This window comes from Bacillus sp. CCB-MMP212 (assembly GCF_022748145.1).
Lineage (GTDB): Bacteria > Bacillota > Bacilli > Bacillales > Bacillaceae_G > Bacillus_A > Bacillus_A cereus.
Genome location: NZ_JALDQE010000005.1, coordinates 335,206 through 358,407 on the forward strand (window position 1 = coordinate 335,206; position 23,202 = coordinate 358,407).

A 23,202-nucleotide genomic window follows, 5' to 3' on the forward strand; every position below is an offset into this window, starting at 1 on the left:
TACCCGGGGGGTGTCTCAGGAAATTCACCTTAAAATATTTCTTCCTCTAACTTTCGATTTGACTCATCAATAACAATGAGACTTACATTGCAAATCATTAAAAGAATAAGAAGAATGTTTATAAGTAAGTTAATCATTTGATAGCTAAACCAAAGAATAGCTCAGCATATTCAATAATAATGTGAGCTTCTGTTAATGACATGTTTAGATAATGTTCTAACCAATGTTCACGTAGACTTTTCTTTACTGTTTCAAGTGTAGTCTTCTCACATGCTCTTGAATTACATATGTGTCTTATCTGTTTGTATGTTGTGTAGATGTCACGTTGAAACTGTTTATATACATCGAAAGGATTTTCCCTTATAAGATCTACAGGTTCTTTCTTTCTCATTGATTCAATAAAAGATAATACATATGTGTTACCTTGTATCGTTAAGGTGTCCACACTTACCACCTCTCTTCATCTACTATCGTGCAGCGCTTCTTCACTATGTTCTTCTCTTTGTTGTGTTCCTGATTATGGCAACGAATGCACAGTGTTTCTAGGTTGCTAAGTATATATGCTAAGTCTGGTCTATCACATAACTCCTTGATGTGATGGACGTTCCTACCTTTACTATACTTACCTTTACGCTTGCACTCCTGACATTCGCTATTGTCTCGTTCGAGTGCTAACAATCTTATGTTCTTACGCCAATATGGATGCTTATAGAACTTAATGATATTATCTTGCTCATATAGTTTATTAATCTCTTGCACTGTTAGCGGTTGCATAAAATACCCTCACCCCATACTAATTATTTATACACAATTAAAGCTGCTATCATAATTGATAACAGCTTTTGTTAATCCCTTTTAATGACCTAATTAATCCCTTTATTCTTTCAATCACAAAATACAGTGACAAATCAATGTTTTTTTTTACAAATTTAGAGGTTTTTTGTAAATTCCAAAGAAATAATAGTTATTAAATATATTAATAGGAGGAAATAATATTATGTTTAATCATGAACATTATGTACCAATTATTAGATGGAAAAGAGGTGAACAAACAGCTTTATCAGAACTAAATCCTCAACTAAAGAATAATATGACGCCAGTCATTGAGATTCCACCTATTGATTGGGATTTTGAAAATGACTGTCCAAAAAAATCTATAGATGAACATTTAAAAAATTTCACTGCTCAGCTAAAAGATTCCTGGAATAATCCCAATGTTATATTTATTGATGCAGTACAAATTTGTTTAGATGATGATGAGGTTATGGCGGATGCAACTCATCCTTTAGAATCTATTTTTCAAACTCTCTCTCAAGAAAATATACAAGCAATTCCAGTTACTAGCAAGGATCGTGGAACTAACTATCAAAAAGCTGTTCATTCTATAATTAAGACCTTTAATACTGGCTACGCCGTACGAGTTAGTGAAGATGACCTAGACGATTTAGAACCTATCATTGAAAAATTTCTTTATGAATTAGAATGTCCCCCTGAGGAAATTGACATAATTATAGATTATAAATACATTGATTCTAAAACTCCTGTGGGTAGAATTACAAAGTTTGTTGTAGGCTCCATACTTTCCTTACCATATGTAGAAAGATGGCGAACACTAACTTTCACAGCCACAGCTTTCCCAGAAACTCTTTCTGAATTTGCTTCTGGTACAGATGGAAGCATACCAAGAATTGAATGGATTATTTATCAAAAGTTATTTAATACAAAACTCCCAAGATACCCAGCATTTGGCGACTATATTATATCAAATCCCGAATATGCAAAAATTGATCCTCGCTTCATGAGAATGTCTGCAAATATTCGTTATACTGCTGACGATGAATATCTTATTTTTAGAGGTTTTTCAGTTACTAGTCCTAAATATGGAAAATGGCAACAAACACGGGGTCTCTCTCAGCGTGTCATTTCCCATTCTAAGTATTCAGGAAAAGACTATTCTTACGGTGATCAGTACATCTATGATTGTGCTCATAATCAAACAGGGACTGGAAATGCAGAAACTTGGAGAACCATTGGAACAAATCATCATTTAACACTTATTATTAATGAACTTTCCAATTTCCACGCATCTTTAACCGTTGGTTAACAATGGCCTGTAACTCGTCCAAAGGTACTGAATTGCAAATTTTTTCATAAATATCATGTCTTGGCTTACTTAAGTACCCCTTTTGTAAGCCTTTTTCTTTTAAAATATCAATTGCTTCTCCCCTCCAAAGTAAATGACTCAAAGAAAAGGAATCTACATTTTTATTTAATCGTCCTTTTCTAATTTCTCTCAAATGTAGTTTTCCTTTGTAACGAGTTACCAACATAATACCCCACCAATTCGGTATAAGTTTTTTAACTTCGTCTAAATATTTTCTCTGTACAACAATAGTCATCCTATCGAAAACTTTATTATAATCATTCATCTGTGAAGGAAGACGTTCCAAATTATCACTTTCACTTTTAATTTCATATCCATGCAAAATACCATTAATTACAGCTACATCTACTCTGGATTGCCCATGAAGAACTCCCATCTCATTTACTACTTTTGTACCTTCTTCATCCTTATAGCGTTTGTCTAGATTACTCAATAAAACAGCCCTAATATCAGAATCTTTCAACTTTAACATCCTAATTACACCCTTACTTAAACAATTTAGATTAATAATAGTTTTAATTAGTTAAAAACTAAAAAAACCCTCTATATTTTCCATTATTTATTTAAAGAGGTCAATTATAAAATCTAAATTCCATTCTAGTTACATTACAATACATGTATTTCTGCTATTTCTCACAATACAAATTTATCACGCTACATGCAAAACAACCGGCACATTTACTGCCAAAAAGCGGTCACGACTCTGCCACTTTTTTCTCATTAGACATTATAAATTGTAAAAACCTATAGCCATAGTGTGTTTGTTTCACATTACCTGGATAATTAGTCTCATACTCTCCATCTCCTATGCCTACCCTATGCATTTCGATTAATCCGTATCGTTCTAACTTAACATCAATACTTGAAATAACAGCAGCTTCTTCTGTATTAATTAAAGGTGTTTCATAGGTGCCAGTTTCTCCTACAAGATCCAATAATCTTCTAACATCCCTATATCTTAAATTGCGTAATGTATCATAATAATTTATTACTATGCTCTCTTCAGACTTCTCCTCAATAAAAACATTCTCGAATCCATTTAATATTAAATGGATTTTTGCATCTTCATGTTCTTCGATTAAATCAGCTAATACGATTGGGAATATTCTTTCAGATATATAATCTGCTGCAAGAATACTATTTTGAGACAATTGACCAATAACCTTAAGTTGATCACTATGTTCCTTCATCCTACTTTCTAACCTATTAAATTTAAGCATATTTCTAACATTACTCACATAAGGCATTAAATCCATTCCTACATCAACTAAACTATCCAAACCAAATTCTTTAGCTACACTCATAATTTCTTGCATACCATTCCCCTTCACATACTCATCCCCTTTGTAAATTAGTCTATGTTAATCATACACTTTAACTATTTACATATAAATACCAGTTACCCATATCTTATATTTTGTGTAACTAAGCCAATCGCTACAGCTCTTGCCAATCATAGTCTTATAACCCTTTCCATTCTGAGTTACACAGTACAAAAATTTTAGCTAACCCTAAGCTCTTATAATTTTTAAAAACCACCTAATAAAAAAGACGGACCAAAGGCCGCCATAATTTTTATAAATCATATCTATTTGTCATATAACTGAAATTGCTAAACTTAGCTATATGTTTTAATTTTTCGTCATACGCATTTTCAGTAAGTTCTTTATTTAAATACTTAGACAATCCATCGACATCATTATATACCGTGAAATGGTTAACTCCATTTAAAGTCAAATACTCATATATAGATTCTAATAAATCTGGTGATAAAATTATTTTTTTTAATATTTTTTCTTTATTTTTTGGACAAGCTTGTTCTAATTCAACTTCTAAATCTTCTAACCGATTACTTTGAACTGTAAAATATCCATTCTGCACTAATAATCTTGCATTATTCTTTGAAGGATACATTGGAAACGTATACTCCGCAACTGTATTTGTAAAAACATCTGCTAAATTACGTATTTCACCATCGATATCTTCTTCATCTATATCTCTAATCGAATCTGCAGTTTCAATGTAAGCAACACCTTGGAGATGAGTATGTAAGGCATATGGATCTAATAACCATATACACGCATTAGTTTCCTTATCATAGTCCCAACCTTCAAAAGCAAAATATAAAGCTGTTGCAAACGAATCTGTCCAGTCTAATAATCTTGTTTTTAAGCCATGATGTTGCATATGAAATTGTAAATCAATATTATCTTCTCTAATAAAAGTTGACGATTGCTGCTTAAAATTCACTATTAATTGGTTTTCAATAAATAAATACTCTTCCAAAATTAGTTTTTTATTCTTATTTTCAGTTCGAAATAGGCCTGAATTCAACTTATAATTTTCATCACTATGCCCTCTAAACCATATCCAATTTGACATTGATTCCCTTCTAAAAAGTGCAATTTCTTCTAAAACACCGTGCCATTTTTTACTAAACATTTCCTTTTTCGTACTTTTTTCATTAGCTAAGTTTTTTTTCACCTAAATCCATCCTTACATTGACTTAATTGTATTTAAAATCAAATTACGTTATATTTACCTAAATTAATTTAAATATATAGTAAATTATATCTTAAATTCTAAACTTAGTCATCGCTTTATCCATTACATCTTGATTTACACCAATATATCTCAAAGTTACTCGTTCACTTGAATGATTGAATATCTCCATTAATAAGGCTATATTTTTTGTCTGCATGTACATATGATAACCGAATGTCTTACGTAGTGTATGTGTTCCAATCTCGTCTAAGCCAAACTCTGCTGCTGTGGTACTAAGTATTTTGTATGCCATACTTCTTCCAATTGGTCGATTCTTTCCTTGCCTGCTCTTAATTAGATACTCATAGTCTCCCATATCTTCAATGTACCACTTTAGCTCTCTTCTTAATGCTGCAGTAATCTGAATACGTTTATGCTTACCTGTCTTCATTTCACGCATTGAGATATGGCTTCCCTTTAAATCTCCAACCCTCAGTTTCAAAATGTCACTAATACGTAGACCTGTATTAATCCCCATTACAAACAAAATATAATTACGCTCATTCTTTTCTTTTAAATACTCCTTAATTTGTTGTATTTGCTCTGGATCACGTATCGGTTGAACAAAATTCATTATTCATTACCTCCCGTTTCTTCTGTCTCGTAAACTTCTAATCCAAGTGCGAAAGCAAGTTTATAAAACGCTTTAGACTTCCAACGTCGATAGGTGCGCTCTGACATCCCTATTTCGTTATAAACCATGTAATCACATACGTCTTCTTCTTCTAAATATCGTTTATAAATAATATCTCTTTGAATACTTCCTGCACGTCCGTTCCCTAATCGATTTAGAAACTGATCTATACGTACTGACATTCTTTCAAGCCACTCTTCTCGTTTACTTTGTTGGATATTTGCTATAGCAACATCTTCTAACGGCTTACCAACTGTATGTGTAGGACCGTGCTCACGTATTTCATAAGAAGGAGTGACTTTCATTTCTTTACGCATCATCCCAAATTGTCTATGTATACGTACGCTTTCCAACACACCTTCTAATTCCTCTTGTGTCGCTGTTCTATCGATTTTTGGTAAGAAAGATAATTGTTTAGTCATGTAAGACCACTCCTTTTTATTTTTAAATTACTTTTGTCTTATTGCTCCACGTCTTCGTTCATAACAAGGCCTATGCATTCCCATTAAATCCTCAATTTCACGAGTGCTAAATTTCTCTTTTCGTTTTTTCTTCTTTTTCTTTTTTGCTTGATTCGATTGCTTTTTCCATTCACTTAACTGATCTTTTAACCCCTTCATTTCCCCATCTCCCTTGTCAAAATAAAAAGGACACCTATTCCTAAAACAGCTTTTATTGCTGCTTTAATGAATTGGTGTCCTCTAGTTTTCTAGCCGGACTATATTTGTTTGCTTTTAGCTTTCTTGCTTCCCTTATAAAACCCATATCTATGATCAACTTCTGAAATCAAAATTACAAGTACCATAATAATTCCAGCTTGTATGAAGCTTTTCGCATTACTAAAGGTCACAAACATGATGATTAAGTAAAGAGCCAAATACATTCCGAAAAACTGTTTACCATTCATTTTCTATCCCTCCAGTACTGTTATTTTATTATTCCAGCTTTCACAAAAATATTTCTCCAAGCGTTATCGACATGATATTTCTCTACTGGTTTTGTGCGACGCGCGATAGCTTTTCTAATTTTTCTTTTCTTTAAATTAGTCATTATCCTAACCTCGCTTTCTATTAAAAGGATTATTTTATTGAGTTTTTATTTTCATATATGTTTTCTATCACTTTTAATTCATAATCTTCCGGAACCCATCCAACACAATGATCATCTTGGTATATATCAAATCCAACCATTTTAACAACAAGTGCACCTTCCAATTCAAAAACTGTAGAAGTGTATTCTTTTACTTCTGGATCATTTGGAACAAATATTCTTACCATATCTCCCTCGAATATCTTTGTTCCCTCTACATCTTTAATGCCTGAATACTGCATTAACACATAGTTATTATCTATATGGTCATATGATTTCAATTCCAATTCGCAGAACTCATAACCGCTTTGTTCATGCTCTAAAATTATTAAAGTTCCTACAATACCAACGTTATAATACATTCGCTTATCTTTTAAATCCCAAGCTCTGAACTCAACTTCTTTCATTTCCCTCTTCCTCCCCTGAATAAAATCCAACATTCCGTCAATAATATATATACATCTAGAGTTACATCCCTGTTTGGAGCAGTTAGCTTTTGCTGGCTGCTTTTTATTTCTTTGAATACTAAGCGCAATCTTGTACATACTAACTATAAGCAGATTTCTTAGCAGTGATTTCTGCCCGAAATCTTTTGTCGAATGTGGAGCAGTTAGCTTTTGCTATCTGCTCTTTTATTTTTCATCACCTTTTTTATAAAATGACATACTTTGTATTGAACACTTTTCAATACACCTTCATAAGGCCTGCTTAAATGTTTTAAATTCACTCCGAGAAAGAGCACTGTTCGAAGGTGCTCTTTTTTAATTTTACACATCCGAATATTCCTTAATATTAAACACATACTATATATGGGCGATAAGCCAGAACTCTTTTAACCGTCCATGTATTCCTTCACTACTTATCTGTATCGAGCAGTTAGCTTTTACTAGCTGCTCTTTTATTTGTGACTGTTATAAGTAGGATTGCATACACTATAGTCAGTCCTTTCTTATAACCTGAGCTCGTCACTTTTGTTATAAAAATGCGATTATATCCTATAACCTTTTCAGGAATCATTCATATATTATTTCTGAAAAAGTTGCTCTGTTTTATAAAAAGGTGGTTGCGGAAACAACCGCCTTTTTATTTATAACAAAATGAAATTTTTATTGTAATCTTCCTCTGTATATCTTCTTGATCTCAATTTCACTGAATCCCTTATACGCCGTAAACACTTCTGGAAACTGACTCAAGCACATATCGATGATCATGTCATCAGTTGTTCTAACGAAGAAGTATTTAACCTCACCCAAGTAATCGCTGTGTAGATAATAACTCCTAATCTCGCAATGGTATCCATTCGCTTCTAAGACTTCATACAATTTGATTTTCGTTTCATCCATTTCGAATATTGATAACTGCCCCTCCGCAATATCCATTTGTTCAATCATTTCTCCATTCCCCTTTCGATTTGACTGAAATGTTATTTGTTATCCTTGTACTCCATCTCTACAAATTCAGCTAAATCAATTCCTTTCATTATCAATTCTTCTAGAAAGTAAAACGCTTCTTGTTCCCCTTCGTTTTCCCTTATATTTTGAAACTGTAATTTCTGTTCTTCATCTAATTCAAATTTCACCTTCGCCTCTAAAACCATCATTCATCCTCCTTATTTATTAAAATGAAGTTTTTATTAAATACATAAAAATTTTTTCAACCTTCAACATACAGGATTTATGAATTAAATCTAGTAATATATAATTTATCTCCATGTAAAACTTTATCCTTAAATTTTTTAAAAAGGCCTACCCTCACAACAGGCCTTTTTAAAAAGGGGGGTTACTAAAACAGCGTTTTCATTAATTTTTTCACCCTTATAAAAATCTCACATATAATACCATGTACCTCTACCAGCAAGAGGGATAGCTTTTATCAAGAGCACTTCTATAAGTGCTCTTTTGTATTTCATAATTAAATAACGTCTTTATATAAAAATTTTTCACCTTTTAATCAGACAAGCATATATTATTGTGTAGGGCACTCCACAGTCCATACGTTCAAACCTTTTAGTCTAGAAGCACACTTATATGTGTGCTCTTTTTTTATTTGGTTTCAAATAACGATTTTGTTTAATTTTCCGCCTTCCTCTTTTTCCTTTTTTCTTTGATGACAGGCTCCATAATTCCAAGTAAGGCATACAATATAAAAAAATTACTCGTAAAAAATCTGATTACGATTTTTTGAATTTTTTATATTTCATGAGACGTTCACCAGATTTACTAAGAGTGCATATAAAAATGCACTCTTTTTATTTGTTGTTAAATAAGGATTTTATTAAATTACTTTCCTTTGTTTCCGTACGCTAGCTTGTCATAACATGTTTTACAATAATGATCTCCGAATTCCGTTTTTACACCGATGATGATTACCTTATCGCACTCTTCACACAATACATCCCAATTTTCACGTTCTCTCATAACTCCCGTCTCCTTTTTAAATAAATATTTTATTAAAATTTGATTCACTCTTTATTTTCAACTTCCATATACTTATACGGACTATAAAAAATACACAATATAGTTCTTGGTCAAAGAGCGCCTTACGCCCTAAGGATGCTCTTCTCTATTCCTATAAGGATTTTCTTTAAAATTTATTAACCTTATTGATTCCTTTGCATACAGTATTACCACAAGGAATTCTACAGGTTTCCTTAGGCCAGTTACCTTGTATTCCTTGCACACCTTAAGGGAAGAATCCGTTTATAACAAACGGGTTCTTTTATCTATTCACCTTTTTACTGGACAAGCATATATTATTGTATGGAGGCATCCACTCATAGAAATCTACCTTTCTTGTCCAAGAGCACATATATTGTGCTCTTTTTTATGCCCAAATAAGAATTTTGTTTTAAATTTGCACCTACCTGAATAGCACGCATACAATATCGTGCGTATTCATATTCAAGATCACTTTTGGTAAAGAGCTCTTTAAAAAGAGCTCTTTATTTTTTGGATTAATACAAAATAACTATTTTGTTAAGTTTCATAAAACCTCTCTTTGCCAAAATAAGTTCAAATTTATCTATTTAGCATATATAATACTTTTAAACAATTTAAATTCTATACATAAGTAATGGAGGCTTTAAAATGGGTAGTGTCCCAAATTTAACACCACAACAATCAATCTCAAAAAAACAAATTAATCCTAATAAGAATCGACAAACGAATAAAAAGCTAAGACGTCGTCTTTTATTAGCACTTGCTTTTATACTACCTATGGTTATTTCCATTCAAATCTGCATTTATAAGCAAGAACAAATGATTCAAGAAAAACAAATTACACTTAATAAAGAAAAGAAAAAATTGTCTGAATTAGAACTTATAGGACGTTATTTTGAAAACGATATTAAAACTTTAACAGAGAGCGAAGAAGGTATTTTAAAGTTCGCAAGGAAATTGTATGGATTCTCTAGACCTGATGAAACTATATTTCAAATAACTGAATAACTTTTCAATACATAAGCATTTGCACATATCCTAAAAATATACATAAAATATATTGCTGCTACATTTTCACTTCATAATATGATGTGAGTATTGGTCAAAGAGTGCTTTCCCGGGCCTCTTTGTCCGATTAAATAAAGCTTTTGTTTGAATTTCTTTAACCTTATTGATTCCTTTGCATACACTATTATCCCAAGAAATTCAATAAGTGCTCCGGTCTAGTTACCTTGAATTTCTTGCAAATCTTGTGGGAAGAATCCGTTTATAACAAACGGGTTCTTTTATTATGTTTCCTAACTTATAGTAATGTCCCCCAAAAAACATTCATATATATTTATCAGATGCGCTTTAAAATTCTTAGAGTATCATACTGTTAAAAATTGAATGCCCAACAATATTGTTCTAATTTTATAAACTTATTAAAAATAATATAAATACACAAAGAACTACATTTTATATAGGATAAAAAATTATCTTACATAAAGGAGTTTGATTATTTGTGAATTACCAAAATGATAATAACTCTAACATTCACAAACCTTGTTCTTGTCCATCCCCCACGGCTAACAGTTTAAATGTTGTTCAAACTACCCCATCAATAGTTTCTGTAAATTCTGCGATTCCACTAGATACCGTGGTAAATTCTAATGGTACGGCAATCTCATTCACACCGCCAACAACTGTTTTACTTGAAGGTGGCAGAACCTATTTGGCAATCTATGAAGTGCAAGTTATCATTCAACCAGGAGGTAATTCGGCAGGTGTCACTATGTATCTTAATAATAATCCAGTCATTGGCTCAGGTACTTCTCTAGGATATACTGCAGGATTCACTTCTATATCAGCCCCCGCAATTTTCACTACACCTCCAGGTATAACAAGTACTCTTACTGTTAATGTGGGACCATATTCTAATTCATTAAATACGTTGGGCTTAACTCTCGCTGTTGTAGCATTAACATAGTAAAATCTAATACTTTCTAAAATAAATTTCTTTGTCCTTTAACTGCGATTTGGAGTTAGCCTCTAAGAACTCACTATAACTACATATAAAAAAAAGAATATTATCTAGACCATTAGTACTGGGTGACTCGGCTGACACAATTGCTGAGTCACCTATTTTTCTATTAAAATAGCATTTTTGTTTAGTTTCACTCTAAAAGTAAAATTTTCATTTTTCCATTTAACAAAGTTCATAACATATTCTTTTCCCCCGATAAAGTAATGATTAGGTGTCCCATGCACATTTTATCCACTTGAAATAATACCTTTCACGTACTTACGTATTAGAAACTTCATTTCTGCTTCTTCCGCAATAGCAATTTTGTTCACTTTTTTGATACATTTATGAAACATTCACATGTTATCTTCAATATGTTCTATTCTTTTTGAAAAACCATGTGAGAATACCAAAACAAAAAGCTCTAGAGCCCTAACTCTAGGGCTTCTTGTTTAATTTAATACGTGTTCTTTTCGATGCAGTATTCTATTACAATTAATTTTTATGTTACAATTATCTACAGCACATATTATAATGGGCACAACAAATCTCATACATATAGGAGGACCTTAATGATCCCAACTCAAGAAAAGAACATAAAATTAATTATGCATTTTCTTACCTTATTATCTTTTTTTATTCTTATTTTCTTTAGCGTCACAATTTTTTATATACCGTTGATTTTTTATTTTGTGTACAAATCACAAAACATTCGAAAAAATATCCTTGAAGCTATGTTTTACCAACTATTCATTTGGATAATTACAGTGATTTGGAATCTTTTCATAATAAGAATCTTAATGCTATCTTTATCTAATTTAGACTTAGCTTCAAATAACGCTTTGATTATTTTCGGAATAGCTCCCTTATATTTGATACTGTTTCTTTTGTTAATTTTCGGACCTATAAAAGGAATTTTATATGTGCTACAAGAAAAAGAATTTCATTATCCTATTATTTCCAAATGGATTAACAAATAAAATTACGTGTAGAAGAATTCAGAGTTTTACTGAATTCTTTTTTTATGGATCTTTCAAAGCCTTTTACATACTCCTCCGTTCCTTCTTTTAAATAAAATCCAAATTTTATACCAATTAATTGACTGACATTGAATTTTTTGGGATTATATGATAATATTTATATATAGAATCATTACCCTTATAAAAAAGAGCTATGAGCCTTTCCACTCACGGCTCTTTTTTATTACAATTTTCATTTCATATCTACACGATTTTGACTAGCTTCTCGGCTAAATCCGTCTGGGTATCTCGTTGCTAATTTAGATATATTCATTTGAGCAATATCTACTAGGGTATATCCCATTTCATGAGACATGATTGAAATGTAGTACAAGATGTCCCCTAGCTCTAAAGCGATTTTATGTGTATTTCCTTCTTCTTCTCCTGGACAATGAGCTGGATCAAATCCATGACCATGAAAAATTGCTTTTTTTACAACATCAGCAACCTCACCAGCTTCTCCCGTAAGACCTAATGCTGCATTTAAAACACGTCCACCAAAATCATTATTTGTATTCCATGTACGTAATGCCGCTTCTTGATATTGATCTAATTCACTAATATGATTAATATTCATTACAGCTTGTCCTTCCTTTAATTCACTAACTAATTTAGTTGTTTCATATACACCGTTTTCCATAACGTTCATTTTATTTTCCCCTTCCTATTTAGTAAATTCCTAATCCTAACGGACGATTTTCAATTAAATACTTATCAGCCTGATCTATTACAAGGAGTGCAACTTCCGCTTGGTGCCTTCTTAGCGCTTTTGCCATCTTTGGCAAGCTCATGCCCTGACTCCACATTTCACGAAAAAGAATTACATCTCTTTCATCCCAAATGAAGTTAGCTTCTTCTAAAGCAATGTATACCTTCAACCGTGATTCCTTCATCGCTTCATGATTTCTCGCTACACTCATAAGCGAACCTACTTTCTAGTAAAAAATTATTTTATCTTTTCAGTAAACTTAGTATCTACACGATCAACTTTACCGTTTACCCAAACCGCAACTTGCTCACCGAATCCACTCATTGGCGGATTTACTACTGTTACATTTCCGTCCTTCACTATTAAAAGTTTGTTGCTACTAACATCGATTTCTATTTTTTTCATATGTCCCTCTCCTTTTTACTACCGCATATACTCGACAACATCAGGTTTAAAACCACTTCCTAAATAAACCCGTACCGGAATTATTTCTTTTTTATCCCTTGCTGCCTTACACAATTCTTCAGCTATATCCCAATTGAAAAACTTATCTACAGCTCTATGAAATCTCCATATTGCCATTACATACTGTTCAAAAATATCATAGCGATCATCTTGTTTAGTTGTGCGTGGTAATTCATCCGTACACTTTGCATTCGTTGGAACCTGGACGCGTACATCAGCATATGTAGTGCGTCCTGTACCTCTTTTCACATTTGCCTTCATTACATCGAACTCACAAATTGCTGGCTCTACATCGAAAATGTTTAGTTGCCGTATCAACAATTTCAACACCCTTCTTATAAACAGTAATGTTACAACCCATAAAACTTTTTTCTTATATGAATTATCCTATTAAGTTATTTTTTTGGTATAATCTCCCTTGAAGGGAGGGTTACACATGCCAAAATCTTATGCTGTAATTACTTTTAGTAATGATGAAAAGCTGATCGTTCATGAAGGTGATATGTTTATTCCAATTAATCTAGTTGATTATAAAAATGAGCAATATACTTCTCAAAGCGAACCATATAAGGTATGGATACATACTCATGTTGGTTTTATACCTTCTTTAACTGAACTAATTTCTTCTTCACAATTCTTTAGCAAAGTAGAGAATGAAAACATTGTTTATAGCAGCTCTGCCGTAGTAAAAATAACCAACGTTTAGTAATATTTTATGAACAATCTATTGTAGGGATAGATTGTTCTTTTCTTTAGCAACATCTTTTTCTACAGCTTCTATTAAAAACATTTGTAATTCATCTTGATTCCATTTAGCCTCTTTTTTCTTTATAAATAGATACCTTTCTATCTCTCCATAAGTTTTACACTCATTAGTAACCACTTGTTTTAATTCCTCTTTAAATATATTCAAATTTTCATGAAGCCTTTTAATAATGCTGGAATATATCATTTCTTTTGTACCTTTCTTCATATCAACCCTATTCATTTTCTTACTTTCCCTTCTTTATCAAGGTATTGAATAATTGTATCTATTAATAATTTTGCTCCATCATTACTTAGAAAAATCCGCCCATCTAATAGCTCAAAGTTATCTTCAGAAACTTCCCCCGTTACAAAGCATGACTTTTCGTGTTTTCTTAAAACGATGTTTTCACCATCGACATGAAAATCTAGTACTGTTCCTTCGGCAATCGCTAAAGTTCTGCGTAACTCTACTGGAATTACTACACGACCTAGCTCGTCCACTTTTCTTGCAACACCTGTGTTTTTCATACCTTACTCTCCTTTTGTATTTTTATATTTATTTAGAATCTCATCCAAACGTTTCTTATTATCTTCAAGATCATTGCTTTGAGTTTGCTGTCGTTGTTGCATAGGTTCAGTTTCTTCCTGTTGATGTAACCAATCTGGTACAGCTTCAGTTCGATTAGCATAACCTTTACCAGTACGTTTTTTACTTTGTTGTCTTCGAAATGTTGCTTGTGCTGCTTCTACATCTTGAATTGTTTTAAAGCCTTGTTGATGCCAATCTTTTAGAATTCCTTTTGTATAAGACCAATTACGTTTATTGTTTTCTAAAGTGATTTTCATTGCTTCAACTACTAACGATTGATTAAGCTCATCTATCCATTGATTAATTTCTTCTCCCATGAATGGAGAGATATGTCCGAAATTTTTCATATAAAAATCGATTGCGAGATTTTCTACTACTAAAGGTCCTTCTTGTTCTTGTTCTTTTTCTTCTTGTTCTTCTTCTTCTTGTTCTTCTTGTTCTTCTTGTTCTTCTTGTTCTTCTTCTTGTCCCCGACTCGTGCCACGGTTCGTTAACTTGTCGTTATACGAGTCGTGAATAAACGTTTCAATTAGCCTTTTTATAGACTTTTGCTCTATATGTTTGCATATTGGAATCAACAAAGAGATATTTTTCACTTCTTTTAATTCTTTCTTTATTAAATCTTCAACTGGTTTTCCAGCTTTTTTCAGGTTGTATTTCCCCCAATTAAAAATGACTAATTCTCTGGTTTCATTATCGTATTTTATTATCTTGTGATAGTCTTCGAAACGTTGCATCAAAGCCTTTATAGTTTCATGTGAATAACCTGTTTCAAAAGCCATTTGTTTTTTTGTTATTTGATACACACCAATTTGTTTCGTTTGTGGATTAGTTAATAAATATAAGAAAAAATACTTATCTTCTGGTGTAAAATCTTCTTGTACTTTCACATCATTCCAAAATGAAGTGTGTACTTGTCTAAATATCGCCATCTTTTAACCTCCTAGTACAAATTGCAATACATGCTTGTCCGCTTTTGATAATTCCTTGAATTCTATAATGTGGATAACAAACACTGAAATATTGCTTTATCATCTGTTTTAATTCATCTTTGCTTTTTGCTAAGTCCCAAAACTTATTAGGTAATAACACTTGATATTCAATTAAATCCATGTACTATTTCCCTACTTTCCGTGGTATACTTAGAACAACTTATTTTTTGAAAAGGACCCATTGCCGTGGGTCTTTTTATTTTTTTCTACATCACTCCAAGCCCATTGTTTTATTGGTTCGTAAGTAATATAAAGCAACCATGCACTACATACGATAAACATTGCGAATATAACTAACGATGTTGTATCTTCCACTAAATCACCTCCTTTTGTGCTTCAAGCCAAGCTTCTAAATCCTTTTGCAGGAAAAGTAGTTTACGCCCTTCTCTTATTACTGGAAACCTAGGGTGATTTGCTAATTCATACATTCTGCAAACCGCAATGTTGAGATAAGCTGCGGCTTCTTTCACTCGCATAACCTTATTTGGTTGTGATTGTTGTTGTAAGTCAGCTATTGCTGATCTGATTTCCTCTCTTACAATTTCACGAATAGATTCTTTAATAAATTGTTCTAAACCCATTTTCTTTCACTCCTTCCAAATAAGTTTCATACAATGAAACTTATTGTTTAAAATTTTTTTCTTGTTCCTTAAATAATATAGTTGTTTCCTTTCCCAATACTTTAGATATATTAACTGCCACATCATAGTAAACCCTTAGATTCCAATTAATTATTTTATAGCAGTATGACTTCGATATCCCTAACTTTTTTGCTAGTTCATGATATTTAAGTCCAGATTCTTCAAATGCTTTTTGAAGTTCTGTTTTAGGTGTATCGGTTTGCATCTGATCACTCCCTTCTGATGCTTACAAATCCATTATATGTTTCATTGTATGAAACTTCAAGTGTTTTTTATAAAAAATTTCAGAATAGGAAACTTTTTTGTCCTTTACGTTTCTCGTCAGGAAACTTTATAATAAACTTAATAGGATTTAGGATTATTGAAAAGTCTTAATAAGGGGAGTTTTTTTATGGATATGAAAGATAGAATAAAACAAATTCGTTTAGAACATAAAATGAACCAAGAACAATTTGGTAAAGAAGTAGATCTTACTAAGGGTACTGTTTCAAAATTCGAAAATGGAAAAGCCTTCCCGAGTCGTGAGACAATAGAAAAAATAGCGAAAAGATTTGCCGTTCCTGTGAACTACTTATATGGAGAAAATAACGAAACAAACCAGGATGATAATAAATACGAGAAATTTAAAGAAATTATGGCATGGTTAGAACCTCTTCCAAAAGATAAAGAAGATATGGCATTAGACCAGATGTTAGCTATCGCTCAAGCCCTGAATAAACATCATAAGAAAATGGAAAAATAGCCTCTCGAATTAGGATAGGCTATTTTTTTTAATCTCTGCAATATATTCCTCTAATTTTTCAGGAGCGAATTCCTTTACTGTATCTAAGAACAGTATTACAATTTCTTCTTTTGTCACTACTAGTTCCCCCTTGCATCCTGTTATTTATACGTGGACTTTATAAAAGTGGAAAGTTTTTGTCGTTCCAGTCAAAATGTTTCCATTCCCTTTAAAGCAGAAATGACACTATCTAATAGATAGTGTCATTTCTTATATTTATATAATTATCCGCCTCCGGGACCTGGATCAATCATGTATAGAATTGTTTTTTGTTCTTTAGCGCTTTGTACTTTATCCTTTCCTGTCACTTGAAAAGTTGTGATAGAAAGACAAGCTACAACTACAATTGATAACACTACTTTTACAAACTTATTTTTCAAGTGCTTCACCACCTTTTATGTATAGTTTAATTATAACATTTCAATGCTTCTTTTGGTAGAAACACATAGAAGAAATCACCTGATTTAGAAAAACTTTCAAGGGATAGTTCTAAGTATTTTTTCCCTGCTTTGCCTCCAACTGCGAGCCCCATATAGTACAATTGAAAGCTACTAAGATATCCGTTGTTATTTTTTAAGGTCTGTAAAATTCTAATTGCTTTTTCATTCTCACCTAATCTTACATATAAAAAAGCTCTCTCAGCTTCATCTAAATCATCAATGTTAATAGTATGTAAATCTCTCTTATGGTATATTCTTAAAAACAAAAGTGTATTAAGTACTTTTTCTTTCCTTAATTCTAGTTTCTTATTAGGTGGATCACCAATAACTTTTAGTGACTTTTCCATGTACTCTTTAGCTTTCTGATAATCAGAGAAAACATAACTTTCTCCAATTTTACAATACGCTACTGCCTTAGTACTGACATAACAATTTGTCTCGTCGCTTATTATATCAAAACATTTTTGGCGAGATTCTCTTAACTTATTTTCATGAAGGTTCACAAAAATCTCCATTTCTTTTATTCTTAACAAAAATGAATCTCTTAAAGAGCGACATTTAATTTTTATAATATCAGGTAATAATTGTTGAATATATTCATTCACCATCTTGTAATTACCTAAATCAAAAAAAGAATATATTGTATTTAGAATCAATATTATTACAAGTTCATTATCAATATATTTTTGATTTTTTCTCATTTTATCAACTTTCTCAAAGAACACCTTAGGTGTAATCGTATTTTCACTTCTTTCTCGCAATGTTTGGTATAAAGGAACCAAGTTTAAGTTTATTCGTACTGTTTTTGAAATACCTTTTTTCATTTCTTTTTCGGTCCCTGTATGGTTACTCTTAAATTTATTTATCTGCTGCATAATCATATCTTGAAGTTCATATTCTCCAAACATATCTAATACTTCTAATGCCAATTTTAAATTTTTGTGTGAAAGTGTTGGTATGCACTCTTTGATGCAGTTTCTTCTAAACTTAATATCTTTAGGCTTATATAACCTAAGTGCATCCACAAAGTGCATAAAATCAAATTTACCTCTTTTATTAAAATAACTATTTACAGTTGTATGTGTTACTTTAAAACGCATCGCTAACTTCCTATTTGTATAACCGGATGATTTTAGACTTTCTTGCATATCGTTAAGATCCAATAAAACTTGCACAATCTTTGTCCTCCTTATGGACAAAAGACACGTCATCCCTAGTTTTTACATTTACAGAGAAACGTGTCATTACATCTAAGTTGTGTGTTATACTAATGTACGAAGACTTATGACAGTTGTTTTCCCTACTGTGGTTAGGGAGACGGTGTAGGGGTGTTGCAGCACCACTTACACAGTCATGGGTCTTTTTTATGTCCGTTTTTTAGTTATTTTCATAATATCACAAAAAATCAAAATTTTATTCATGTGATAATCTGAAAATTATTGAGAAAGTTTAGTAATTAATATAACACAGTATTCTCTTATATTGAAAAACAATAACATTTTCATTTATTAAACGTAATATAATACTGTTTTTATAAAAAAAAAGATTATAAGGAGAACATTAAATGCATCAAATTGACTTTAGTTTTATACAATTATCCGTTAATCACCTAGCTATGTAAGCAACTGTTATGTTTCTTGCCATGATAGTTATTGGCAATATACTGTTAAAAATTCATGTGCCAAAACAGTTAGCTATCGTGATCGCAACAGTAGGTACTATGGCTACTGCCTATGAAATACTTTTAAATTGGTTTACATGAATAAAAAAAGAAAGCCAGAGATAGCTCTCTTTTTTTTACAGGGCATAATTCCATTAAATATAAACTGTACCTAATTCCTTAGCTTCTAATACATTCCTACACCAATCCCAAAACGTAGATCTCTATCGCCTCTATCCATTTTAAAAGCCTCTAATCCTCTATACGGAATACCTTTTCTTTGATCACCTTTATAATTCACACCATAAGTAGTAAAATTGAACATTTCATCTGGACCAGAAGTAATTAATAGCAAGCCTTCTTCTAATCGAAAATCAGATAATAAATATCTTCTAACTTGATCACATACAAAGTTTGCTGCTCGTGTAAGTTCAAGAGTTAAGTCCATTACTAAATCCACATGATAATCATACTCTTTTAATAATTTATCTCCTAATTCGTCATTCCAACCTCTACTTCTATAAAATTTTTCAGTGTCATAAATATCATAACTTTTAACTGCATGCTTTTTAAATGTATTAATTAAATCAACTAATACTAATCTGAAATTTTCAAAAGCCATTTCTAGTTCTAGGTACCTATTTGGCATAATTCTTGAAAACATCCAGATTCTAAGCTCCTCTAATTCTTTTAATTTATCTATATATATACTCGGTTGACCAGAACTTAATAATCTTGAAGTCCAGCTTTGCCAATTGTCTAAATCTACTCTTTCTACCCATTTATCTATGTACGATGAATAGATTAAATCATCTTTAAATTTAAAATCATCAATCTTTAAAGATTCACTGACCCATGCTTCATGGTTATTTTTAAAATTTTTTAAGATTTCAACTGTATATGTATGCTCTTGATCGTCTATTAATTTATGATGTACATTACACATTAAAATTAAATTAGCATATTTATCTCTCTCCTTCTTTGAAATATCTGAAATTCCTCTTGGTCCATCATCTTCCCTGGCAATTATATGGCATTCTTCTCCTACAATTGATGCATCATCTGTCTCTGTTTCATCCATGACTAGTTCCATTTTACATTCTGGGAAAGAGCATCTACTTGCAGATTTCCCCCATAAAAGTTTCCTTGTTTTCACTGAGATTGCCATAAGAATTCCCACCTCTAAAATTTTTATAATTTTAATATTAATACCATTAAATTATACACATTCAAAACCTTGTAAAGCAATAAAGGTAAGGTACACTCTAATCAATTTCTCGACCTAATTATTTAATAACTACGCTCTAACGTATCTTTCTTACATATGGTAAAATGTATCCATCGCTGATATGTCCAACTATGTAATTTTCATAGCAGCAAAATTACAACTAGACTTATACAACATGATTCAAAACAAATGAAGGAGTGTTTTAAGTGAAAGGACATATTCGAAAAAGAGGAAATAAGTATTGTATTGTTATTGATATCGGGCCTGATCCAGAGACAGGAAAAAGAAGACAGAAGTGGTTTTCTGGGTATAAGACAAAAAAAGAAGCACAGGCTGATGTTGCAAAGAAAATTACAGAGTTGAATGAAGGAACTTTTATAGAGCCATCTAAAGTTACACTAAAAGATTACCTAAATCATTGGCTAGAAATTAAAAGTATGAGCATAGAAAAGAGTACCTTTGCTGGCTATAGGGCATTTATCAACCAACATGTTATACCTAGTATAGGAATGGTCGCGCTCCATAAATTAAATGTTATGCACATTCAAAAATGCTATAAGAATGCGATAGATAAAGGGATTGCAAACAATTCTATTCTGCTTATGCATAGAATTTTAAAGAGCGCTTTAAACCTAGCCGTAAAACAAAATATTATTTCTCGAAATCCAGCAGAGTTTGCTGAGATACCTAAAAAAGAAAAAACCCCTATCCAAACTTGGACAGAGGAAGAAGTAAAAAAGTTTTTAGCTCATTCACAAGAATCACGATATCACATTGGGTATCTACTTGCAATAACTACAGGTATGCGTCTGGGAGAAGTTCTAGGTTTACGATGGCAGGACATTGATTTTGAAAAACATACTGTTACAATAAATCAAACATCTGGTCATGATAATAAAATCAAAAAAACTGCAAAAACAAATTCATCAAAACGCACAATTCCTGTACCTAATGAAACAATAGCAGCCTTAAAAAAACATAAAATTTTAATCAATAAAGAGAAATTAAGGTTTGGTTCTGCTTATCTAGATCAAGATTTAATAAATTGTAATGAGTTTGGAAGAATCATAAAAAGAGCACATTTCAGAAAAAGTTTCATTAGGATGACAAACAAAGTAGGTATAAAAGAAATTAAATTCCATGATTTAAGACATACACACGCAACTCTACTATTGAAACAAGGAGTTAACCCTAAAATCATCAGTGAGCGATTAGGTCATACAGATATTTCAATGACATTAAGTGTCTATTCTCATGTTTTACCGAATATGCAGGAAGAAGCAGTTAAAAACTTCGGTAAAAGTATCTTTGGATAACCTATGTTTGCAAAATGTTTGCATTTCATCCAAAAAAGTCAAACAAACGTTGTCATATCAAGGTTTGTTTGACCTATCATCTTATATTCTTGATAAAATCTCCGAATTCCTATTGAAATATTTAATAATGGAGCGTTCTCACCACCGCGGGTTATGCATTCGAATCGATATACATAGGAGAAAAAATCTTGTGTTTTTTCATCTTTTATCGGCCCTGACATCGCCTCACAAATATTTTGTGATCTAAGAGGGGAAAAATAGATTTCTTCTTCATTTGTATTTTCTAAATATATAGGACGCTCACAAAAAATATGTGAGATTAAAGCGGGCACCCACTTAGAATACGTTTCATTATCATGTAGTACTGGCAAATTAGAAATCAAATCGGATTGCCATTCATATTTTGGTGGTTCTACTAATCTATTTGGTTTCCAATCATGAATAATCTCATACCAACTTTGAAAAATATAATCGAGCTGCTCTTGTCTAATAGGTTCTTTCGATACAATCCATGGTGTATTTTCATTTAATACGTACGGGTTATGCTGAATAAACAATATATCCGAAAACATATCATACAATCTTTCATTCAAACGTTTCAACTTACTCGTTAATAAAAATGTCTTATAATGTATCTCTACGATGTCCAGCCATTCAATAGGAAAGTATATAAATGATACCTTTTCATTTAAAAGGGGTTCTACTATATTTTCAAATGTTAGCAGCCTTAATTTTTTCATAAAATGATTCCTTCCTTTCTTCAGTTGTCTTGATTATCAAAAAGCTAGAACAATAGTTACTTAATCTAATCCATTTAAACCAAGTATTTAAAAGAAACGTAAAAACTGTTTATCTACATAAATTATTATCAAACCGACTCTTTTAAAAATTCAAAGTAATTATCATGTATAACACCTCTATTATATTTGAATTTCGATACATTCGAATTATACATTACACTTAATGCATTGTACTTATCATTTACAATATCTTTACAAAAAAACCAAAAAAGAACACCTTAATTCGGTGCCCTTTTTACAAATATCAACCTTTATGTCATTGAACATATAGATAACAGTAATCCCCCAAATGAAATTGCTCCTAGTAAACCTACTACAACTCCTGTTAAACAAATACAATCAGCAAGACAAATAGAAGACTGCGATAATGGAACAAATGACCTACTTGTACTCGAACCATATTGTTTTATTTTCTCATAATTCACATCTAACATTAGATGTAAACATGTTACACCATCCTCAATAGTATGTAGAGGTTCTTTTTCTAATCGCTCCAATAATTTACTATCAAAAGCAACTGATAGAGGATACTGCTTATCTAATTTCATATTTTGATAAATTAGTTGCAAACGAGATAATATATTGTTTTTCTTCTTTTCAGATGTTACTGTACATTTCATTTTATTAAATTCATTTAATAACAGTGTCAATTCATCTCTTTTTCCGTATAAATCTTTAGCTATTTTTCTCTTTAGTTTATACGAATGGATAATAGATTTTAGTTCAATCATATTCATACACTTCCTAATTACATATTATTTACCCAATTATTTTATAGATAAACAGTACTTTTTAATCTTATTTAAATTACACTCAAGCATCTTCACTTACTATCGATTAACATTACATTAACCTTACAAAGTTGTAATGAATTCATTAGCTAGAAGGAATCAATCCCTAAACCAGACAGATATTTGATGATAAAACCATAAGAAAAAAGC

The 23,202-nt window shown here is 31.5% G+C and carries 37 protein-coding genes; 7 read left to right on the top strand and 30 right to left on the bottom strand.

What is annotated here, in order from left to right:
* Positions 1 to 133: 133 nt before the first annotated feature.
* Both MRP26_RS16445 and MRP26_RS16450 read right to left on the bottom strand, forming a co-directional pair.
* Complete coding sequence (locus MRP26_RS16445) at positions 134 to 445, bottom strand: hypothetical protein (protein ID WP_242806346.1); 312 nt, start codon at positions 443 to 445, stop codon at positions 134 to 136.
* A 2-nt stretch (positions 446 to 447) separates the two neighbouring features.
* Entirely contained in the window at positions 448 to 774 is a 327-nt protein-coding gene (locus MRP26_RS16450; protein ID WP_086421872.1) for an HNH endonuclease, read from the bottom strand.
* Between the two features lie 223 nt (positions 775 to 997).
* Between MRP26_RS16450 and MRP26_RS16455 the strand changes: the two genes are divergently transcribed.
* Positions 998 to 2,104, top strand: coding sequence for a beta family protein (locus MRP26_RS16455; RefSeq protein WP_086421873.1), 1,107 nt, complete (start codon positions 998 to 1,000; stop codon positions 2,102 to 2,104).
* On the opposite strand, the gene MRP26_RS16460 is transcribed toward MRP26_RS16455, so the two are convergent.
* From MRP26_RS16460 to MRP26_RS16515, 12 genes are all read right to left on the bottom strand, one after another.
* Positions 2,061 to 2,636 carry a sce7726 family protein gene (locus MRP26_RS16460; RefSeq protein WP_242806348.1) on the bottom strand — a complete coding sequence of 192 codons (576 nt, stop codon included), beginning with the start codon at positions 2,634 to 2,636 and terminating at the stop codon, positions 2,061 to 2,063. The genes MRP26_RS16455 and MRP26_RS16460 overlap by 44 nt on opposite strands.
* 223 nt (positions 2,637 to 2,859) lie before the next feature.
* Complete coding sequence (locus MRP26_RS16465; RefSeq protein WP_086421875.1) at positions 2,860 to 3,495, bottom strand: hypothetical protein; 636 nt, start codon at positions 3,493 to 3,495, stop codon at positions 2,860 to 2,862.
* Positions 3,496 to 3,739: 244 nt separating this feature from the next.
* A complete protein-coding gene (locus MRP26_RS16470) occupies positions 3,740 to 4,546 on the bottom strand; it encodes an FRG domain-containing protein (RefSeq protein WP_242806350.1) in 807 nt (268 codons plus the stop codon).
* A 193-nt stretch (positions 4,547 to 4,739) separates the two neighbouring features.
* Entirely contained in the window at positions 4,740 to 5,282 is a 543-nt protein-coding gene (locus MRP26_RS16475; protein ID WP_242806352.1) for a site-specific integrase, read from the bottom strand.
* Positions 5,282 to 5,764, bottom strand: coding sequence for an ArpU family phage packaging/lysis transcriptional regulator (locus MRP26_RS16480; RefSeq protein WP_000166181.1), 483 nt, complete (start codon positions 5,762 to 5,764; stop codon positions 5,282 to 5,284). Before MRP26_RS16480 ends, MRP26_RS16475 begins: the two co-directional genes overlap by 1 nt.
* A 27-nt stretch (positions 5,765 to 5,791) precedes the next feature.
* On the bottom strand, positions 5,792 to 5,962 hold the full coding sequence (locus tag MRP26_RS16485; RefSeq protein WP_078400839.1) for a hypothetical protein: 171 nt from the start codon (positions 5,960 to 5,962) through the stop codon (positions 5,792 to 5,794).
* A gap of 98 nt (positions 5,963 to 6,060) precedes the next feature.
* The gene (locus MRP26_RS16490) at positions 6,061 to 6,249 is read right to left on the bottom strand and encodes a hypothetical protein (protein WP_078400816.1); all 189 of its coding nucleotides are present in this window, start codon (positions 6,247 to 6,249) and stop codon (positions 6,061 to 6,063) included.
* Between the two features lie 20 nt (positions 6,250 to 6,269).
* Positions 6,270 to 6,392 (bottom strand): DUF3983 domain-containing protein, encoded by a 123-nt coding sequence (locus MRP26_RS16495; RefSeq protein WP_242806354.1) that lies wholly within the window; start codon positions 6,390 to 6,392, stop codon positions 6,270 to 6,272.
* A gap of 29 nt (positions 6,393 to 6,421) precedes the next feature.
* A complete protein-coding gene (locus MRP26_RS16500) occupies positions 6,422 to 6,838 on the bottom strand; it encodes a YopX family protein (protein WP_000665664.1) in 417 nt (138 codons plus the stop codon).
* Between the two features lie 699 nt (positions 6,839 to 7,537).
* The gene (locus tag MRP26_RS16505; protein ID WP_242806363.1) at positions 7,538 to 7,822 is read right to left on the bottom strand and encodes a hypothetical protein; all 285 of its coding nucleotides are present in this window, start codon (positions 7,820 to 7,822) and stop codon (positions 7,538 to 7,540) included.
* Between the two features lie 32 nt (positions 7,823 to 7,854).
* The gene (locus tag MRP26_RS16510) at positions 7,855 to 8,031 is read right to left on the bottom strand and encodes a hypothetical protein (RefSeq protein ID WP_242806365.1); all 177 of its coding nucleotides are present in this window, start codon (positions 8,029 to 8,031) and stop codon (positions 7,855 to 7,857) included.
* A gap of 679 nt (positions 8,032 to 8,710) precedes the next feature.
* Positions 8,711 to 8,848 carry a hypothetical protein gene (locus MRP26_RS16515; RefSeq protein WP_078404562.1) on the bottom strand — a complete coding sequence of 46 codons (138 nt, stop codon included), beginning with the start codon at positions 8,846 to 8,848 and terminating at the stop codon, positions 8,711 to 8,713.
* Between the two features lie 669 nt (positions 8,849 to 9,517).
* Here MRP26_RS16515 and MRP26_RS16520 point away from each other — a divergent pair.
* From MRP26_RS16520 to MRP26_RS16530, 3 genes are all read left to right on the top strand, one after another.
* Positions 9,518 to 9,877, top strand: a complete 360-nt coding sequence (locus tag MRP26_RS16520) for an FtsB family cell division protein (protein WP_242806367.1) — start codon at positions 9,518 to 9,520, stop codon at positions 9,875 to 9,877.
* A 496-nt stretch (positions 9,878 to 10,373) separates the two neighbouring features.
* Positions 10,374 to 10,838: a hypothetical protein gene (locus tag MRP26_RS16525; protein WP_242806369.1), complete on the top strand. Its 465-nt coding sequence runs from the start codon at positions 10,374 to 10,376 to the stop codon at positions 10,836 to 10,838.
* Positions 10,839 to 11,446: 608 nt separating this feature from the next.
* On the top strand, positions 11,447 to 11,854 hold the full coding sequence (locus MRP26_RS16530) for a magnetosome magnetite crystal formation protein family (protein WP_242806370.1): 408 nt from the start codon (positions 11,447 to 11,449) through the stop codon (positions 11,852 to 11,854).
* Between the two features lie 232 nt (positions 11,855 to 12,086).
* Here the strand turns inward: MRP26_RS16530 and MRP26_RS16535 are convergent, their stop codons facing one another.
* Genes MRP26_RS16535 through MRP26_RS16550 form a run of 4 tightly spaced genes read right to left on the bottom strand, consistent with a single transcriptional unit; the run spans position 12,087 to position 13,385 of the window.
* On the bottom strand, positions 12,087 to 12,542 hold the full coding sequence (locus tag MRP26_RS16535) for a nucleoside triphosphate pyrophosphohydrolase family protein (RefSeq protein WP_242806372.1): 456 nt from the start codon (positions 12,540 to 12,542) through the stop codon (positions 12,087 to 12,089).
* Positions 12,543 to 12,561: 19 nt separating this feature from the next.
* The gene (locus MRP26_RS16540; protein ID WP_242806374.1) at positions 12,562 to 12,813 is read right to left on the bottom strand and encodes a helix-turn-helix domain containing protein; all 252 of its coding nucleotides are present in this window, start codon (positions 12,811 to 12,813) and stop codon (positions 12,562 to 12,564) included.
* A gap of 26 nt (positions 12,814 to 12,839) precedes the next feature.
* Positions 12,840 to 13,007 (bottom strand): DUF3954 domain-containing protein, encoded by a 168-nt coding sequence (locus tag MRP26_RS16545; RefSeq protein ID WP_000717828.1) that lies wholly within the window; start codon positions 13,005 to 13,007, stop codon positions 12,840 to 12,842.
* A gap of 18 nt (positions 13,008 to 13,025) precedes the next feature.
* On the bottom strand, positions 13,026 to 13,385 hold the full coding sequence (locus MRP26_RS16550) for a cell division protein SepF (RefSeq protein WP_242806376.1): 360 nt from the start codon (positions 13,383 to 13,385) through the stop codon (positions 13,026 to 13,028).
* Positions 13,386 to 13,503: 118 nt separating this feature from the next.
* Between MRP26_RS16550 and MRP26_RS16555 the strand changes: the two genes are divergently transcribed.
* Positions 13,504 to 13,773 carry a hypothetical protein gene (locus tag MRP26_RS16555; RefSeq protein ID WP_242806378.1) on the top strand — a complete coding sequence of 90 codons (270 nt, stop codon included), beginning with the start codon at positions 13,504 to 13,506 and terminating at the stop codon, positions 13,771 to 13,773.
* A gap of 18 nt (positions 13,774 to 13,791) precedes the next feature.
* On the opposite strand, the gene MRP26_RS16560 is transcribed toward MRP26_RS16555, so the two are convergent.
* Genes MRP26_RS16560 through MRP26_RS16590 form a run of 7 tightly spaced genes read right to left on the bottom strand, consistent with a single transcriptional unit; the run spans position 13,792 to position 16,241 of the window.
* Positions 13,792 to 14,055 (bottom strand): hypothetical protein, encoded by a 264-nt coding sequence (locus MRP26_RS16560; protein WP_242806380.1) that lies wholly within the window; start codon positions 14,053 to 14,055, stop codon positions 13,792 to 13,794.
* Entirely contained in the window at positions 14,052 to 14,342 is a 291-nt protein-coding gene (locus MRP26_RS16565) for an AbrB/MazE/SpoVT family DNA-binding domain-containing protein (protein ID WP_242806382.1), read from the bottom strand. Before MRP26_RS16565 ends, MRP26_RS16560 begins: the two co-directional genes overlap by 4 nt.
* Positions 14,343 to 14,345: 3 nt before the next feature.
* Complete coding sequence (locus MRP26_RS16570; protein ID WP_242806384.1) at positions 14,346 to 15,335, bottom strand: DnaD domain-containing protein; 990 nt, start codon at positions 15,333 to 15,335, stop codon at positions 14,346 to 14,348.
* The gene (locus MRP26_RS16575; protein ID WP_242806386.1) at positions 15,322 to 15,516 is read right to left on the bottom strand and encodes a hypothetical protein; all 195 of its coding nucleotides are present in this window, start codon (positions 15,514 to 15,516) and stop codon (positions 15,322 to 15,324) included. The genes MRP26_RS16570 and MRP26_RS16575 overlap by 14 nt, the downstream gene beginning before the upstream one ends.
* 29 nt (positions 15,517 to 15,545) lie before the next feature.
* Positions 15,546 to 15,710: a hypothetical protein gene (locus MRP26_RS16580; protein ID WP_242806388.1), complete on the bottom strand. Its 165-nt coding sequence runs from the start codon at positions 15,708 to 15,710 to the stop codon at positions 15,546 to 15,548.
* Positions 15,710 to 15,976, bottom strand: coding sequence for a helix-turn-helix domain-containing protein (locus MRP26_RS16585; RefSeq protein ID WP_000522182.1), 267 nt, complete (start codon positions 15,974 to 15,976; stop codon positions 15,710 to 15,712). Before MRP26_RS16585 ends, MRP26_RS16580 begins: the two co-directional genes overlap by 1 nt.
* A 40-nt stretch (positions 15,977 to 16,016) precedes the next feature.
* The gene (locus tag MRP26_RS16590; RefSeq protein WP_242806390.1) at positions 16,017 to 16,241 is read right to left on the bottom strand and encodes a helix-turn-helix domain-containing protein; all 225 of its coding nucleotides are present in this window, start codon (positions 16,239 to 16,241) and stop codon (positions 16,017 to 16,019) included.
* Between the two features lie 186 nt (positions 16,242 to 16,427).
* On the opposite strand from MRP26_RS16590, the gene MRP26_RS16595 reads away from it, so the two are divergent.
* The gene (locus tag MRP26_RS16595) at positions 16,428 to 16,778 is read left to right on the top strand and encodes a helix-turn-helix transcriptional regulator (protein ID WP_242806392.1); all 351 of its coding nucleotides are present in this window, start codon (positions 16,428 to 16,430) and stop codon (positions 16,776 to 16,778) included.
* Between the two features lie 263 nt (positions 16,779 to 17,041).
* Here MRP26_RS16595 and MRP26_RS16600 read toward each other — a convergent pair whose 3' ends face one another.
* The 3 genes from MRP26_RS16600 to MRP26_RS16610 all read right to left on the bottom strand — a co-directional run bounded on the left by MRP26_RS16600 (position 17,042) and on the right by MRP26_RS16610 (position 20,085).
* Positions 17,042 to 17,197, bottom strand: coding sequence for a hypothetical protein (locus MRP26_RS16600; protein WP_242806487.1), 156 nt, complete (start codon positions 17,195 to 17,197; stop codon positions 17,042 to 17,044).
* 26 nt (positions 17,198 to 17,223) lie between these two features.
* Positions 17,224 to 18,432 carry an AimR family lysis-lysogeny pheromone receptor gene (locus tag MRP26_RS16605; protein WP_242806394.1) on the bottom strand — a complete coding sequence of 403 codons (1,209 nt, stop codon included), beginning with the start codon at positions 18,430 to 18,432 and terminating at the stop codon, positions 17,224 to 17,226.
* Between the two features lie 672 nt (positions 18,433 to 19,104).
* Complete coding sequence (locus MRP26_RS16610; protein ID WP_242806396.1) at positions 19,105 to 20,085, bottom strand: hypothetical protein; 981 nt, start codon at positions 20,083 to 20,085, stop codon at positions 19,105 to 19,107.
* A 266-nt stretch (positions 20,086 to 20,351) separates the two neighbouring features.
* Between MRP26_RS16610 and MRP26_RS16615 the strand changes: the two genes are divergently transcribed.
* Positions 20,352 to 21,461 (top strand): site-specific integrase, encoded by a 1,110-nt coding sequence (locus MRP26_RS16615; protein ID WP_242806398.1) that lies wholly within the window; start codon positions 20,352 to 20,354, stop codon positions 21,459 to 21,461.
* Between the two features lie 38 nt (positions 21,462 to 21,499).
* Here MRP26_RS16615 and MRP26_RS16620 read toward each other — a convergent pair whose 3' ends face one another.
* Together MRP26_RS16620 and MRP26_RS16625 are read right to left on the bottom strand one after the other, a co-directional pair.
* Positions 21,500 to 22,201 (bottom strand): pPIWI_RE module domain-containing protein, encoded by a 702-nt coding sequence (locus MRP26_RS16620; RefSeq protein ID WP_000736205.1) that lies wholly within the window; start codon positions 22,199 to 22,201, stop codon positions 21,500 to 21,502.
* Between the two features lie 311 nt (positions 22,202 to 22,512).
* Positions 22,513 to 22,998: a hypothetical protein gene (locus MRP26_RS16625; RefSeq protein ID WP_053564402.1), complete on the bottom strand. Its 486-nt coding sequence runs from the start codon at positions 22,996 to 22,998 to the stop codon at positions 22,513 to 22,515.
* Positions 22,999 to 23,202 lie beyond the last annotated feature (204 nt).

Coding starts and splice junctions, on each gene's coding strand:
- MRP26_RS16490 (WP_078400816.1), bottom strand. CDS start 6,249: ATGAATGGTAAACAGTTTTTCGGAATGTATTTGGCTCTTTACTTAATC.
- MRP26_RS16610 (WP_242806396.1), bottom strand. CDS start 20,085: ATGGCAATCTCAGTGAAAACAAGGAAACTTTTATGGGGGAAATCTGCA.
- MRP26_RS16595 (WP_242806392.1), top strand. CDS start 16,428: ATGGATATGAAAGATAGAATAAAACAAATTCGTTTAGAACATAAAATG.
- MRP26_RS16620 (WP_000736205.1), bottom strand. CDS start 22,201: ATGAAAAAATTAAGGCTGCTAACATTTGAAAATATAGTAGAACCCCTT.
- MRP26_RS16560 (WP_242806380.1), bottom strand. CDS start 14,055: ATGAATAGGGTTGATATGAAGAAAGGTACAAAAGAAATGATATATTCC.
- MRP26_RS16535 (WP_242806372.1), bottom strand. CDS start 12,542: ATGAACGTTATGGAAAACGGTGTATATGAAACAACTAAATTAGTTAGT.
- MRP26_RS16545 (WP_000717828.1), bottom strand. CDS start 13,007: ATGAAAAAAATAGAAATCGATGTTAGTAGCAACAAACTTTTAATAGTG.
- MRP26_RS16555 (WP_242806378.1), top strand. CDS start 13,504: ATGCCAAAATCTTATGCTGTAATTACTTTTAGTAATGATGAAAAGCTG.
- MRP26_RS16515 (WP_078404562.1), bottom strand. CDS start 8,848: ATGAGAGAACGTGAAAATTGGGATGTATTGTGTGAAGAGTGCGATAAG.
- MRP26_RS16470 (WP_242806350.1), bottom strand. CDS start 4,546: ATGTCAAATTGGATATGGTTTAGAGGGCATAGTGATGAAAATTATAAG.
- MRP26_RS16585 (WP_000522182.1), bottom strand. CDS start 15,976: ATGGGTTTAGAACAATTTATTAAAGAATCTATTCGTGAAATTGTAAGA.
- MRP26_RS16455 (WP_086421873.1), top strand. CDS start 998: ATGTTTAATCATGAACATTATGTACCAATTATTAGATGGAAAAGAGGT.
- MRP26_RS16500 (WP_000665664.1), bottom strand. CDS start 6,838: ATGAAAGAAGTTGAGTTCAGAGCTTGGGATTTAAAAGATAAGCGAATG.
- MRP26_RS16485 (WP_078400839.1), bottom strand. CDS start 5,962: ATGAAGGGGTTAAAAGATCAGTTAAGTGAATGGAAAAAGCAATCGAAT.
- MRP26_RS16565 (WP_242806382.1), bottom strand. CDS start 14,342: ATGAAAAACACAGGTGTTGCAAGAAAAGTGGACGAGCTAGGTCGTGTA.
- MRP26_RS16530 (WP_242806370.1), top strand. CDS start 11,447: ATGATCCCAACTCAAGAAAAGAACATAAAATTAATTATGCATTTTCTT.
- MRP26_RS16475 (WP_242806352.1), bottom strand. CDS start 5,282: ATGAATTTTGTTCAACCGATACGTGATCCAGAGCAAATACAACAAATT.
- MRP26_RS16450 (WP_086421872.1), bottom strand. CDS start 774: ATGCAACCGCTAACAGTGCAAGAGATTAATAAACTATATGAGCAAGAT.
- MRP26_RS16460 (WP_242806348.1), bottom strand. CDS start 2,636: ATGTTAAAGTTGAAAGATTCTGATATTAGGGCTGTTTTATTGAGTAAT.
- MRP26_RS16520 (WP_242806367.1), top strand. CDS start 9,518: ATGGGTAGTGTCCCAAATTTAACACCACAACAATCAATCTCAAAAAAA.
- MRP26_RS16590 (WP_242806390.1), bottom strand. CDS start 16,241: ATGCAAACCGATACACCTAAAACAGAACTTCAAAAAGCATTTGAAGAA.
- MRP26_RS16505 (WP_242806363.1), bottom strand. CDS start 7,822: ATGATTGAACAAATGGATATTGCGGAGGGGCAGTTATCAATATTCGAA.
- MRP26_RS16625 (WP_053564402.1), bottom strand. CDS start 22,998: ATGAATATGATTGAACTAAAATCTATTATCCATTCGTATAAACTAAAG.
- MRP26_RS16570 (WP_242806384.1), bottom strand. CDS start 15,335: ATGGCGATATTTAGACAAGTACACACTTCATTTTGGAATGATGTGAAA.
- MRP26_RS16495 (WP_242806354.1), bottom strand. CDS start 6,392: ATGACTAATTTAAAGAAAAGAAAAATTAGAAAAGCTATCGCGCGTCGC.
- MRP26_RS16575 (WP_242806386.1), bottom strand. CDS start 15,516: ATGGATTTAATTGAATATCAAGTGTTATTACCTAATAAGTTTTGGGAC.
- MRP26_RS16510 (WP_242806365.1), bottom strand. CDS start 8,031: ATGATGGTTTTAGAGGCGAAGGTGAAATTTGAATTAGATGAAGAACAG.
- MRP26_RS16480 (WP_000166181.1), bottom strand. CDS start 5,764: ATGACTAAACAATTATCTTTCTTACCAAAAATCGATAGAACAGCGACA.
- MRP26_RS16540 (WP_242806374.1), bottom strand. CDS start 12,813: ATGAGTGTAGCGAGAAATCATGAAGCGATGAAGGAATCACGGTTGAAG.